Annotated in this window: 11 protein-coding genes; all 11 read right to left on the reverse strand. The window is 40.9% G+C overall.

Annotated features, from left to right (window positions below; translation table 11 throughout):
- Positions 1 to 40: 40 nt before the first annotated feature.
- Positions 41 to 1036, reverse strand: coding sequence for an LPS O-antigen chain length determinant protein WzzB (wzzB, locus tag AAIE02_RS10340; RefSeq protein ID WP_336981490.1), 996 nt, complete (start codon positions 1034 to 1036; stop codon positions 41 to 43).
- Between the two features lie 233 nt (positions 1037 to 1269).
- Positions 1270 to 2679 (reverse strand): NADP-dependent phosphogluconate dehydrogenase, encoded by a 1410-nt coding sequence (gene gnd / locus AAIE02_RS10345; RefSeq protein WP_336981492.1) that lies wholly within the window; start codon positions 2677 to 2679, stop codon positions 1270 to 1272.
- Between the two features lie 242 nt (positions 2680 to 2921).
- Positions 2922 to 3812, reverse strand: a complete 891-nt coding sequence (locus AAIE02_RS10350; protein ID WP_336981494.1) for a glycosyltransferase — start codon at positions 3810 to 3812, stop codon at positions 2922 to 2924.
- 51 nt (positions 3813 to 3863) lie between these two features.
- Positions 3864 to 4925: a glycosyltransferase family 4 protein gene (locus tag AAIE02_RS10355; protein ID WP_336981496.1), complete on the reverse strand. Its 1062-nt coding sequence runs from the start codon at positions 4923 to 4925 to the stop codon at positions 3864 to 3866.
- Between the two features lie 85 nt (positions 4926 to 5010).
- The gene (locus tag AAIE02_RS10360) at positions 5011 to 6141 is read right to left on the reverse strand and encodes an EpsG family protein (protein ID WP_336981499.1); all 1131 of its coding nucleotides are present in this window, start codon (positions 6139 to 6141) and stop codon (positions 5011 to 5013) included.
- A 41-nt stretch (positions 6142 to 6182) separates the two neighbouring features.
- Entirely contained in the window at positions 6183 to 7193 is a 1011-nt protein-coding gene (locus tag AAIE02_RS10365; protein ID WP_336981501.1) for a glycosyltransferase family 2 protein, read from the reverse strand.
- A 60-nt stretch (positions 7194 to 7253) separates the two neighbouring features.
- Positions 7254 to 8618 (reverse strand): MATE family efflux transporter, encoded by a 1365-nt coding sequence (locus AAIE02_RS10370; RefSeq protein ID WP_336981503.1) that lies wholly within the window; start codon positions 8616 to 8618, stop codon positions 7254 to 7256.
- A 26-nt stretch (positions 8619 to 8644) separates the two neighbouring features.
- Positions 8645 to 9592 carry an SDR family oxidoreductase gene (locus AAIE02_RS10375; RefSeq protein ID WP_336981506.1) on the reverse strand — a complete coding sequence of 316 codons (948 nt, stop codon included), beginning with the start codon at positions 9590 to 9592 and terminating at the stop codon, positions 8645 to 8647.
- On the reverse strand, positions 9593 to 11299 hold the full coding sequence (locus AAIE02_RS10380; RefSeq protein ID WP_336981508.1) for a thiamine pyrophosphate-binding protein: 1707 nt from the start codon (positions 11297 to 11299) through the stop codon (positions 9593 to 9595).
- A gap of 60 nt (positions 11300 to 11359) precedes the next feature.
- Complete coding sequence (rfbH, locus tag AAIE02_RS10385) at positions 11360 to 12673, reverse strand: lipopolysaccharide biosynthesis protein RfbH (RefSeq protein WP_311888956.1); 1314 nt, start codon at positions 12671 to 12673, stop codon at positions 11360 to 11362.
- Between the two features lie 25 nt (positions 12674 to 12698).
- A complete protein-coding gene (gene rfbG, locus AAIE02_RS10390; protein ID WP_311888955.1) occupies positions 12699 to 13778 on the reverse strand; it encodes a CDP-glucose 4,6-dehydratase in 1080 nt (359 codons plus the stop codon).
- Position 13779 lies beyond the last annotated feature (1 nt).

The raw sequence follows: 13779 nt of genomic DNA on the forward strand, positions 1-13779 counted from the left end.
AAAAGGCCGCTAATGCGGCCTTTTTGTTTTTTTAGCAAGCTTAGGCTGCTGATTTATAGTTACGCAGCGCGTTTCGCCCCAGGACATAGCCCGAGCCGACAATAATGCCCAACAAGGCGGCAAGCACCAGCGTCAGGCCTTTTTTCGGGCTGTCTTTACGCACCGGCAAAGTTGCCTTCATGACATACCGAAACGCATAGGTCGTTTCCGGCGTCGATTTTAATTCACTCACCGCAAGGAGCGACTGACGGGCGTTAAAATAAGAGTTATCTAAAGGCAGCGGGCGGGACGCTTCGTTTTTGATCATAGAAGAAAGCGCCTCGCTCCCCAGGACAAACAGAGTATCTTCAGACATTGTTTCAGCCTGAGAAACCGCAGGCTTAGCAATATTAGATTGCTGAGCCACCAACAGCGCCTGGTTCAGCTCGTCCAGACGCTTTTGCTGTTTCTCCTTAGCAACTTTTACTTTTGTGTCGAGCACGCCTTTTAAATCGCTTATTTTTGCGTCAACGGAAGTTTTAAGGTCATCATCCAGCTCAGCGACAGTCCGCTCATTAATCTGCTGAAGATAAGTATTCAGTGTTGTCTGCGCCTGTTCAGCTGAACTCGCCACATAGCTAATCTTGAGCGGCAGCGGTTGATCCTTTCCGGCGGGTTCTATGGTCAGTTTTTCTGGTATTTGCTGATTGCCCAACTGCTCAGAGAGGGCCGAAATGGCAGAGTTGAATCGCCCAAAATAACGCTGTTGGATCTCGGCCAGCGAGGGCACAGCCTCTGGAGACCGGGCATTAAGAACGCTCATGGCATTGCTGTAGTTCGAAATCTGCCCGGTATCCGGGAGCGTAACTATCGCCTCAGAAGTCCATTTTTCTGTTGCAAAAGTGAGATAAGCAATAGCGATTAAGATGGCTAAAATCATTGCTGCCGCAATTGCGATTTTACCGCGCCATAGCTGTATAAGAAGATCAATTAAATCAATATTTTCCTGTTGATTGCTGGTGTGTTCTTTCGCCACATTTATGTCAGTTTGATTCATAATTGCCTTTGAAAAAATAATGAGAACAGCTTCGTATATTCATCAGATTTATAGTATAGAAAGATAGTAGGCAAAAGACCTTAATGATTTGTAAGGAAAAGATCGGAATTTGCTGAAAAATCAGCACAGAGACCGAATGCCAAAAAATCACAAAAAGAAGCTGTGTGATATTCGACCAGCCCTCAAATATAAATAAGGCCCTCGAAGGGCCTTTTATCAGATCGTGAAAAGAATCAGTCAAGCCACTCGGTGTGGAAGACTCCCTCTTTGTCCGTGCGCTTATAGGTATGCGCCCCGAAATAGTCACGCTGAGCCTGGATCAGGTTAGCCGGCAGAACCGCTGCGCGGTAGCTGTCGTAGTAGGCAATCGCCGCGGAGAAGGTCGGCGTTGGGATACCGTTCTGCACAGCGTAAGAGATCACATCACGCAGGGCCTGCTGGTAATCGTCGGCAACCTTCTTGAAGTAAGGGGCCAACAGCAGGTTCGCAATAGCTGGCGTTTCAGCATAGGCATCGGTGATTTTCTGCAAGAACTGAGCACGAATGATGCAGCCCGCACGGAAAATCTTCGCAATTTCACCGTAGTTCAGATCCCAGTTATTCTCTTCAGACGCGGCACGCAGCTGGGAGAAGCCCTGAGCATAAGATACGATTTTACCCAGGTACAGTGCGCGACGAACTTTCTCGCTAAACTCAGCTTTGTCACCGGTGAATGGCTTGGCCTGCGGGCCACTCAGCACTTTAGAGGCCGCCACACGCTGCTCTTTCAGAGAAGAGATATAGCGCGCGAATACGGATTCAGTGATCAGGGACAGCGGCTCACCGAGATCCAGGGAGCTCTGGCTGGTCCATTTCCCGGTACCCTTGTTGGCCGCTTCGTCCAGAATCACATCAACCAGGTATTTCCCTTCTTCATCTTTCTTGGTGAAGATATCTTTGGTGATGTCGATCAGGTAGCTGCTCAGCTCACCTTTGTTCCACTCGGTGAAGGTTTCAGCCAGCTCTTCGTTAGACAGATCCAGACCGTGCTTCAGCAGGGAATAAGCTTCTGCAATCAGCTGCATATCGCCGTATTCGATTCCGTTGTGCACCATCTTCACGTAGTGACCAGCACCATCAGGACCGATATACGTTACGCAAGGCTCGCCGTCTTCAGCAACCGCAGCGATTTTGGTCAAAATTGGAGCAACCAGCTCGTACGCGTCTTTCTGGCCGCCAGGCATGATGGATGGGCCTTTCAGGGCGCCCTCTTCACCGCCGGACACGCCGGTCCCAATGAAGTTAAAGCCTTCAGCCGACAGGTCACGGTTACGGCGAATGGTGTCCTGGTAGAAGGTGTTCCCGCCATCAATGATGATGTCGCCCTTATCGAGATAAGGCTTCAGGGAGTCGATGGCAGCATCGGTGCCAGCGCCCGCCTGCACCATCAACAGGATGCGACGTGGTGTTTCAAGAGACTCAACGAACTCTTTTACGGTGTAGTAAGGAACAAGTTTCTTACCCGGGTTCTCCGCGACAACTTCTTCAGTTTTCTCACGGGAGCGGTTGAATACGGAAACGGTATAACCACGGCTTTCAATGTTCAGCGCCAGGTTGCGCCCCATCACGGCCATACCAACAACGCCGATCTGCTGCTTGGACATTACATACTCCTGTCTTTTAGATAGTTATACTATTAACACTAAACGGGTCTCGGTGCTAATCCCCTTCATCATATGATGAATAAGTGCCTGTTCATACTCTAACAGCTCAAAGTGCTTAGCTAGAAACGAATAATTGTAATATTAAATAATCTGTCCAGAAACTACGAATTTAGAATTATTATAATTAAAATCACCTTTAACGTATAATATTAAATAGATTAAATTGACGTTCTCTTTCGCAACTAGAAAAAACCTATCGCAACAATAACAAAGAAAAAAACTCGCTCAGAAAATTTCCTTCTTATTTTATTAATGTTTTTAAGCAGCAGGATACGCGAGCTTAAACTTCGCTCTGATAGGCATCGCGATAAGAATTGATCATGTATAGACAGTACATTTATCGTTCTTTTTACTTGACTTCTATACCAACCGCTTCGAATCATAGATATACGTTTCATTGCAGCTCGCCAGCTATTATTAGTCCCTATTTGGTTGCGCTCATGCTGTCGATACTTCATAGTGGGCAATGCATCAATGTACCATTTACATCCAGAACTTCGCACGAGTGCATAGACAAACCAGTCATGATACTCAATTTTCTTTATCTCATCACTTTCTATAAGCACTTTTTTAAATGCGCATGCAATATTTTTATTAACAACAACCGAACAACCAGGACCCGCTGATTCAAATAAAAAATCATATTGAACCTGCTTCTGTGATTTATTTATTATTTTTGTCCTTCCATCCGCCCAAAAAGCAAGCACATTACTTGAATAGCCTGCGTATTCCCCACTGGACAATTTAGCTACCGCTCTGGAGATTTTATCTTCATACCATATATCATCCTGGTCAGAGAACGATATAAAATCATAACGACTTACATCAACATTCTTTATTAAATGATAAAAATTACTTGCAGCATCTCCAAACCTTTCACCATACGGCAACATATGAATATTATCATATTTTTCAGCCAAGCCAGTGCAAAAAATCTCCGTACCGTCAGTGGAAACATCAACACTTATATAGATATCTAATACAACATTTTTTTGATTTAATATGGACTGAACTTGCTCTTCAATCCATTCCATTCCATTATATGCTGCAAGCAAAACTACGACGCTGGACACAATAAAGCACTCCAAATGCTAGAAAATTATAAGAAATTGCAAAGTTCCGCTTTACTTAAGATATATATCTAAGTATTTATCAGCCATAATTTCTCGCGTATAAGCCGTATCAAACTTAATCTTTGCTGCATTGGCTAATCTCTGTGAGTTGCTAATAGAATGATGAACAGCTTTTTTTAATGAAATGATGTCGTCTAATTTAAAGAATGTGGTCGTGTTGTAATCTAATATTTCCTCAAAAACAGGTATGTCTGAACACACGGTCACGACATTGCTACTTAAAGCCTCAGTTAATGCCAGCGGAAAACCTTCCTCCCGGCTAGGCATGACATAACAATCGAACAGAAATATATGCTCCTTTCCATTATCTCTAAAACCAGTAAAATAGACTCTATCAACAACATCCAGTGATTCGCTGAGCGATTTCAATTCATTCATTATTGGGCCATCCCCAATAATTACACAGGACAATTCAGAGTCAATTGCAAGCACTCTAATAATCTGCTCCAATCCTTTTCTTTTATTAAAAAGTGCAATCGAGCCTAAAACCTTTAGTCCTTTAGATCTGAAGTTACTTACCGCGTCGAATATATCTTTATCAAAAGTAGATGTTTTATTTAAAGGTTTGACGCCATTGTTGATTACTTCAATTTCATTCCCCTTAATTTTTATTTTTTTTATATAATACTCCCTTGCAACTTCTGTCAAAACTATTTTAGTGTCCAAATGACGCCAAATCGATCCCCAGATTTTACTAAAAACAAATGAAACAACTTTGCCATAAGTATAAAAAAGATCAGTTTCCACAATATTATGAATGGTAGAAACTTTCTTCCCTTTGAAAAAGGGGATTATGGCGTTAATAAAATCTGGCCGAATCATGTGTGAATGAATAACATCAAAATCATACAATTTGTGAAAATTTTTAATCGTCAACTTCCTTTGACTGCAAGGGAATTGCATATTGCCTTTGTTGTCCAAATAGAAAACTTCGAAATAAACTACGTTAGATGTCACTGAATATTTATTCTGCAATTGTTCTATTATGTCATATGCAACACGTACTGGACCAACATTTTGAACTGAGGGTATAATTACAGCAATCTTTTTCACATTAATACCTAAATAATATTTTATATACACATTATGAATGTCATGTTATTACCATGTGATTTTTCTTAACGTGCATAGATAAAAATCAATTAGAAACCACCATTCTATATCCGTCAAAAATATCTTTAACTTCTAAATTAATACATAAGAGGGCTAAACTAACGATCACAGTTGTAAGGAAAACAATAATAGCCAGTGCCGTCCTCTTGCATTCTATAAGTCTATTTATAATAGCAGGTATAAGAATAAATTCTGAACAAGACAATGTGCTAGCAGTTCTCGCACCTAGAATAGCAGTATCATTGAATGCAATATAGAAACAGATAGACAAAAAATAAGAAAATAAAAACACATTCAGTTTATCACTCAATCCAATCGCTCTTTTCACATATAAAAACAATGCGAAATAAAATATCATCCTTAAAAGAATTGGATTAAATAACGAAAGCGAATAATTGTAAGCATCCCACATTATATATTGGTATGTTTTCTGGACAACCCCAATATTTTGAGGTAAAAGTGCGAAAATTTGATGCCATGTGAAATAGAAAAAAAATGAAATCAGTATTCCAATGCAATAAATTGAATTTCTTTTTTGAGAAAAGAATCTGCTACCGTATAACAGAATGCCAACCAAACCCGAAGAGTGAGCCAAAAAAGAAAAACATAAAAACGCGGTAGCTTTTAAATTTTTTCTTTCGCTTAAATAACACAACATAACCAACAATAGTGCCGAAGATAAACCATTTCTAATCTGGGTCATTTCTTTATTTAGAAAGGCATGGCAAAAATATATTAATAAAGACAAAAAAGGAAGGCATGAGTACTTTATAAAACACCAGCGATACAAAGATAAAGACAACAAACTGAAAATTAGAAATAACAAATAGGGCTCACCACCAATCAAATTAACGAGTGATGCAATGAAATAAAATATAGGATCGCCATGAACATTTGATAAATCAGCGGATAGCACAGCCGGAAATGCTGGCACTTGCACCAACATATTCAAATATTCTGGATAGTCGTGATCAACACCCTCAGCCCTTAATCCACAAAAAATTATTAAAAAAAGAAAAACAAGAAAATAACCCAACCGAAAATATATACTACGTCCAATCTTGACAAATGATTGAGTGCCTGCATTCATTATCTTTAATGAAATTTCAAGGCAGCAAAATAAAACCAAAAATCCAGCCACAATATAAAAAAGCATACAATCACCGCGTAATATACTCTGCAAACAGAAAAAATCAGTTAGATATAAAACTCGAAAGAACCTTTCTGCAAATAACTGTATATTGTGTCATTTTTTATACGTTTAAATACAACATTCAAAATATTAAGATACGTGGTAGGGAATCTTATTAAAATTTTCAGCATACGTGCTCTTAGTTTCAAGCTGAAGCTACCATACTCGGCATAAATATTGAGAATACGTCGGGCATAGGAGTCAATTTTTTCGTTGTCATCTGTACCAATTTTATAATATGCGAGTTGAGCCAGTAATTTTTCAGGTGCAGGGAGAGAACTCATTACCGATCTTATTGCCTTTTTTCTAATTTTTGATGCAGAGATAACATCAGGAAGAAATAGTAAATTATACAGATTTGCAAAACGCCAACCTCCAGCACCATTTTTTTCTGGACTACCCCACTTCACGATGTTATCGCTACTTAAAAATATGGTTGCCCCGTGTTGTAATGCCGCAAATACGGGGACAAGATGCTGTGCATTAATATATGCCCCCCAAAATGCTAGCGTCAAATATGGTAAGACACTCTTAATTTTATAGATATTATTAGAGATCAATAAATGATTACTTATCCCTGACCCGATAGAGTCGATATACTCCTCAATATTATTACATAACGTATTTTCTCTAGAAGTGGAAAGCAAATCAGTCGAGAAATTATAAAAATCCGCATTATATTTTACAATTGTGGTTCTAATAATATCTAATGCATCTGCCACTATTTCATCATCATCACTGAGCAGCCATAGATATTCAGTGTCAGCATATTCGAAACATCTTATTATGTTAGCATTAGCACCAATATTAACTTTATTCTGACGAATAGCTATTCGATCATCATGAAAAGATTCAACAATAACTCTTAGCTCGTCTCCTGGTGTGGCATTATCTGAAATTATAACTCTGTCGTTTATCGATAATTGTGGCAGAAGCCTTCCCAGTTGTTTTTTTACTCTATCAACTCGGTTGTAAGTTGGAATGGCTATGGTTATTTCTATTCCGTTTTTATACACGACACACCTTTTTTAGCTTAAAATTACTCAGAACAATATTAGTTTTATTATTCATCAATTTCAATCAGGCAAAACATTCCGGTTGTGATACTGTCTAAATAAGATTAAAACCCACGGCAAAGTGACTACAACAAGTATGGCCAGATAGCTGCCAATCATGATAAATACACTGTGCTTAGACATAAAATATGCAAACACCGCCACCAAAACACCAGTAACTACTGAGTTCAATAGCAGTGGTTCTTCTTTGTGTGCACGCATATATGATGCTAAACAAAAAATTATATGATTAATAATATTTATAATGGCAATTGACACTACAGTATTAAAGCCTGAAATTCTATCAGCCAACGGTATCCCCATGCATATCATAACCTTAACCGACACTACGAACAGAAGAGATAACAAGGCATTAAAGGCAAGTGAACATATGAATATGTTTTTAAACAGTATATTTAACTCTACTCTATTGCCGCATGATATCAATCTAGACATCGACGGTATTTTTGCATTTACCCAGCTCATTGATAACGTTAGTATCGTGGAAAATATTGTAAGTAGAAGCCCCAACTTGCCAGCCTCAACAGCACCTTGATTTGAAAAAACCAATGGATTGAAAAGTTGAAATATAAAATAACCGCTTATCCAGCTAATGGCTATCCGCCACTGAAATGGAAATATTTCATGACGCCATGAAATACGAACATTATCTTTAACATCTTCTTTCCACATTTTAAATACGGGTGAAAAGAGTATATTGAATTTTACCTTAAGTATATAAATTAAACTAAATAGTGCTGCCATGCCAGAAATAACAGGAATAGCGTTTAATTTAAAATTAAAAAATAATAAAACAGTAAGACTGAGATAACCGGCAATTGATTGATATAGCCGCAAACGCGCAACACGACCAACAAGTCCCATTCCTTCCAACACCGACAAAAATGGACTAGCGAATATATTTAACGATGAGAAGAACACAATGCCGAGCCATGCATAATTCCAATCTGACTTATTCAATGAACCATTAGTATTGAAAAAGTGAAGACCAACATAATACACAGTAACAAAAAACAATAATGAAATAACGGCATACCATTTAACTAACATGGATATAAGCGAATAAACTCTACTGATGGAACTGTCTTTACCCTCTAACTTCTCATCAGTTATTTTTATATTTACCATCTCATGACTAATCATTTGAGTAATGACAAAGTTAAAGCCAAGCTCAAAAAATATCTGCATCCCAATAAGACTGGCAAAAGTGAAGTAATAACCTTGTTCAGGTGTCGATAAGAAGAAAGGGATAATCAACACAAGTAATGCGCCTGATACCGTCGACCATAATCTTAGTAAGAGGGTATTACCAATATCAAAATCGATACCGAGCTTTTGAGTCATTTTTTTAAAAAAAATTATCATTTATGCTTCACTGATTTATTAATCATTTAAATATTATAAGAACCAATAAGCGCATCAATTTCAAGTTGCACTGATTCTAATGATGTATAACGAGGCTCAAATCCAAACTTGGTAGCTGATTTATTTTTAGAGTAATAATTACTTTTAGATCCTGTTGCGTTTATTATATTTTTATCTTTTTCCTCGCGCCATTTGAGTTCATATCTCTGCTCACAAAAATTTAACAGCTCAAGTTTATCTACTGGGGTTTTAGAAAAACAATCAACCGCCATATTAACATGCTCTTCATAAGTCAAGATGGCTTCAATAAGCTGGTGAAAATCTTCGGGATGCAGATAATCTCTCACCATATGAGACGGCGATACTGTCAAAGTACTTTTGTTTTTAATCGCACTAACAATGTCTGTAATAAAAAAACCAGTATTCAGGCTTTGATAACGGCTAAATACGTTAAAAACTCGAATATCGACAATTTGTTTATCTTTATTCAGCCGATGATTTGCTTCCGCGTATAACTTGGCAATTGCATATGCATTATTTTCACTAAGTCCATTAATTGGTATTTGTGCCATGCTTTGTTCTGTAACAGGCTCAGAGAAAACAGATCCATATACGGCACCACTACTTAAAAACAAATATTTACAGTTTTGATGTAATGATAGATAGTTCATTACCATGTTGTCATATAGTTCTGTGACTTTCATTATTTCTGAACTATTTTCAACGATATTTATTGGTTTACCTTGACCAATAAAATTGATTATCGCATCGAAAGGTTTATCTTCATGACTAAAATCGGCAATGTCATAGGAATTATATGAGGAAGCCCAATTTATTTCCTTCATAAATCCAAAAACCTTTTCTGGCCGCCTGGAATATAGCGTCAAAAAATGAGTACTGTTAGTTTCAGCCCATTGCCTAAGTAAATCTTGAGCTATTTGACTGGTTGCACCTAATATGGCAATGTTCATCATTCAATCTTTCACCGGATACTGTTTATCAATTGGATTTCCAAATGCAAGTCTCGGGCGACACTCCCGAGCATCGCTCATCGAAACTTCAATAAGCATTGGCTTAGGATTTTTGATGAAATTACTAATGTAGCCCGTAAACTCGGTCAGATCGGCAGTGGCGAATGACTCAATATTATAAGCTTTACCAATACTGCTGAAGGATGAACTGTATCCGCTCCAGAAAGTCGAGTCATTGCGCCCATCAAAATACATTTCTTGGAATGCACGAACCATTCCTAACGATTGATTATTGAAGACAACTGTCAATACAGGAAGGCGCTCTCTGGCAATAATATCCAGCTCCTGAATATTCAATTGCGCACCACCATCACCGGTTAATATCACCGTTGGGCATTCAGCAGCGTAGGCAACGCCAACGGCCGTTGGGATAGCAAATCCCATAGCGCCAAGACCGCCAGAATGATGAATTGCTTGCTTTTCTCCCAGCAGTAAAGAATGAGCAACCCACATCTGGTTATTGCCTACATCTGCGACATAATGTACAGGTTTATTTTCAAACGCTTTGTTAAGGGTTTGACATATTTGGAATGGACTAATTGACCAATCTGTATATTCATCCTGGTAATTTTTCTTCCAGTGCGTATCCAGCTCAAGCCGCCATGCTTTTTTTTCTATGTGACTTTGCTCTTCTAAATATTGCAAATGTGCCACAAAAAAATCTTCGCAGGTTGAATTGACATTAATATCACCGATGACTCTGTTTCCTAACTGGGCTTCATCGAGATCAATTTGTATGATTTTAGCATTTCGTGCAAAATCAGCGGTATCAGCCCCCGTTTGTCTCACATCCATACGGCTGCCGAGCACAATGAGCAGATCGCAATTTTGTACGGCATAGTTGGCGGTTCGCGTACCGTAACTACCAATCATTCCATAGTAAGCAGGCCGTTGACGCGTTTTTTCACTTCCTTTCAGACTGCTTACGTGAGGTAGGTCAGACTCAGAGATAGTTTTTTGCCATGTGATGAAATGAGGCTCGTTAATTGCCCCGCCTCCAATAAGGAACATTGGCTTCTGAGCGCTGGAAAATAGCTTCAGTACTTCATAAAATACCTTCGTGTTATTATTTTTGGCATTTTTCTTTTCTTTTTTATCGGTCAAGTAATCAATAATATCGTCAGGTAATTCTGCTCGCTGCAGATCCATCGGGATGTCTATCAACACCGGTCCAGGGCGACCACTCTTAGCTGTGTCGATAGCCTGTTGTAGCACTGGAATGATTTCTTCTTTGCATGTTACTTGATGTGCAAACTTAGTAATGCTTTTAACAATACTAACAATATCCAGCTCCTGGAATCCCTGCTGGCGGATATTCCTTTCTAATTTTAGCTCATTAGTATTTACCTGACCCGTTATAAAAATGCATGGGCAACTATCGAGCCAGCAGTCTGCAATACCCGTAATAAGATTTGTTGCTCCAGGTCCACTCGTACCCAGCGCCAATCCTAATTTCTGATTGTTTGTAGCACGAGCGATACCGCCTGCTGCAAATGCTGCCGCTTGCTCATGGTGCAAAGAGATCATTTTGGTTTTGCCCAGAACATTAATACTATCGACAAGATGGGCAATCATTCCACCAATAAGCTCAAAGCCATAATCGACATGATTCGCACTAAGCACTTCAGCAATAGCATCAGAAGCTTTCATTATAACCTCAGAAATTAGGCGAACCAGAATGCCTCTGGTTCGTCATTTTTTAATTAAAAATTAGAAATTCAGACCAAAGAATTCTTCGAACTTGCTAACCACATAATCCAGGTGGTCGGTAGTCAGGCCTGGGTAGATACCAATCCAGAAGGTTTGGTTCATGATGCGGTCAGTGTTCGTCAGCTCACCCACAACGCGATATTTGACGTTTGCGAAGTAAGGCTGGCGAGTCAGGTTACCTGCAAACAGCAAACGGGTGCCGATTTTGGCTTCGTCCAGGAATTTCACCAGGTCAACACGGTTTACGCCGCTGGTTTCTTTCAGCGTAATAGGGAAACCGAACCATGATGGATCAGATTTCTCGGTTGCTTCCGGCAGCTCCAGGAACTCAGCACAAGACTGTAGCGCTTGCTTCAGATAAGCGAAGTTAGCCTTACGCTGTTCGACGAACTCTTCCACGCGCTCCAGCTGAGCCAGGCCACAGGCAGCCTGCATATCGGTGATTTTAAGGTTGTAACCCAGGTGAGAGTAGGTGTATTTGTGGTCGTAACCTTCCGGCAGAGAACCCAACTGTTGACCAAAACGCTTGCCACAGGTGTTATCGCAGCCTGGTGCACAGTAGCAGTCACGGCCCCAGTCACGGAAGGACTCAATCAGCTTCTTCAATTCACCGGATTTGGTAAACACAGCGCCACCTTCACCCATGGTGATGTGGTGAGCCGGGTAGAAACTCACGGTACCAATGTCACCGAAAGTGCCAACCATCTGACCATCATAGGTCGTACCCAGCGCGTCACAGCAGTCTTCAATCAGCCACAGATTGTATTTATCCGCAATGCGACGAACTTCGCTCAGGTTGAACGCGTTGCCGAGCGTGTGAGCAATCATGATTGCTTTTGATTTCTCGGTAACGGCAGCTTCAATCAGGGAAGCGTCGATGTTATAGGTTGGGATATCAACGTCAACAAATACAGGGATCAGGCCGTTCTGAATCGCAGGGTTAACGGTGGTTGGGAAACCGGCCGCCACGGTAATCACTTCATCGCCCGGTTTCAGGGCGCGATCGCCCAGTTTTGGCGACGTTAATGCGGTCAGTGCGAGTAAATTTGCAGAAGAACCGGAAGTGGTAGTTAAAACATGAGGGACACCAATAAATTCCCCCAGTTTCTTTTCGAAAGCATCGTTAAAACGGCCGGTCGTTAACCATCCGTCCAGGGAAGCCTCTACCATCAGCTGGAGTTCTTTGGCACCAATAACTTTACCTGATGGAGGCACCACGCTTGCACCTGCCACAAAAGGTTTTGGGCTCAGTGCCACATCTGCGTATTGGGCGACGAGTTGGGAGATTTGTTCCCGCAGGTTATTTGCTGTCATTGCTCAGATTCCTGTTACTTATTTCTTAACTAATAGTGGTGGTCATGTAGTCATGGATTTCGCGCTTTGAACAAGCCAGCATATCTTCGCCGTTTATCCATGCTTTATGCCATTTAACGATGCGACCAAGTGTTTCAACCAGCCCCCAACGAGGTTGCCAGCCTAATTGCATGTGTGCTTTCGAGCAATCCAGCTTCAGGTAATGTGCCTCATGAGGATGGTTTTCACCATCCAGATGCCAGCTTGCACCCTCCCCCCAAAGCCCGACCATCTTATCGACGATAAACTCGACGGTTTTTGCATCTTCTTCACGTGGACCAAAATTCCACCCTTCGGAGAACTTCGCACCATCGGAATATAAATGCTGAGCCACGACAAGATAGCCCGACAGCGGCTCAAGAACATGCTGCCATGGGCGGATAGAGTGCGGGTTACGAATAACAACCTGCTGGTTATTTTCAAAAGAACGCAAAATATCAGGAATTAAACGATCTTTTGCCCAATCACCGCCGCCAATCACGTTACCCGCTCTGACCGAAGCCAGGCCGACGCCGTGTTTATCATAATCTGCCGGGTTAAAGAATGAGCTACGGAACGCGGAGGCAACCAGCTCGGCGCAGCCTTTGCTGTTCGAGTAAGGGTCATATCCGCCCATCGCTTCATTTTCACGATAGCCCCAAACCCACTCGCGATTCTCATAGCATTTATCGCTAGTGATATTAACCACGGCCTTGACTCCCCCAACCTGTTTCACCGCTTCGAGCAGATGAACGGTGCCCATCACATTGGTCGAATAGGTTTCAATCGGTTGTTCGTAAGAGAGACGGACCAGCGGCTGAGCCGCCATATGGAAAATGATTTCGGGCTTAAACGCCGCAATAGATCCACGTAGCTTTTCAAAATCACGGATGTCGCCAATTTCTGACTCCATGAAGTCATCAAGATGTGCGATTTCAAAAAGGCTTGGGTCTGTAGGCGCCGCTAGCGAGTAGCCTTTTACCTCTGCGCCCATTTCAGTCAGCCATAGTGAAAGCCAGCTTCCTTTAAAACCTGTGTGGCCGGTAACGAAGACTCGCTTCCCCTGCCAAAAGTTTTGATTAATCATT

This window comes from Cedecea sp. Ae19-4 (assembly GCF_059801165.1).

What these genes read in the sequence shown, in the direction of transcription:
- wzzB (WP_336981490.1), bottom strand. Translation starts at nt 1,036, where the DNA reads ATGAATCAAACTGACATAAATGTGGCGAAAGAACACACCAGCAATCAA.
- gnd (WP_336981492.1), bottom strand. Translation starts at nt 2,679, where the DNA reads ATGTCCAAGCAGCAGATCGGCGTTGTTGGTATGGCCGTGATGGGGCGC.
- AAIE02_RS10360 (WP_336981499.1), bottom strand. Translation starts at nt 6,141, where the DNA reads ATGCTTTTTTATATTGTGGCTGGATTTTTGGTTTTATTTTGCTGCCTT.
- AAIE02_RS10370 (WP_336981503.1), bottom strand. Translation starts at nt 8,618, where the DNA reads ATGATAATTTTTTTTAAAAAAATGACTCAAAAGCTCGGTATCGATTTT.
- AAIE02_RS10375 (WP_336981506.1), bottom strand. Translation starts at nt 9,592, where the DNA reads ATGATGAACATTGCCATATTAGGTGCAACCAGTCAAATAGCTCAAGAT.
- AAIE02_RS10380 (WP_336981508.1), bottom strand. Translation starts at nt 11,299, where the DNA reads ATGAAAGCTTCTGATGCTATTGCTGAAGTGCTTAGTGCGAATCATGTC.
- rfbH (WP_311888956.1), bottom strand. Translation starts at nt 12,673, where the DNA reads ATGACAGCAAATAACCTGCGGGAACAAATCTCCCAACTCGTCGCCCAA.
- rfbG (WP_311888955.1), bottom strand. Translation starts at nt 13,778, where the DNA reads ATGATTAATCAAAACTTTTGGCAGGGGAAGCGAGTCTTCGTTACCGGC.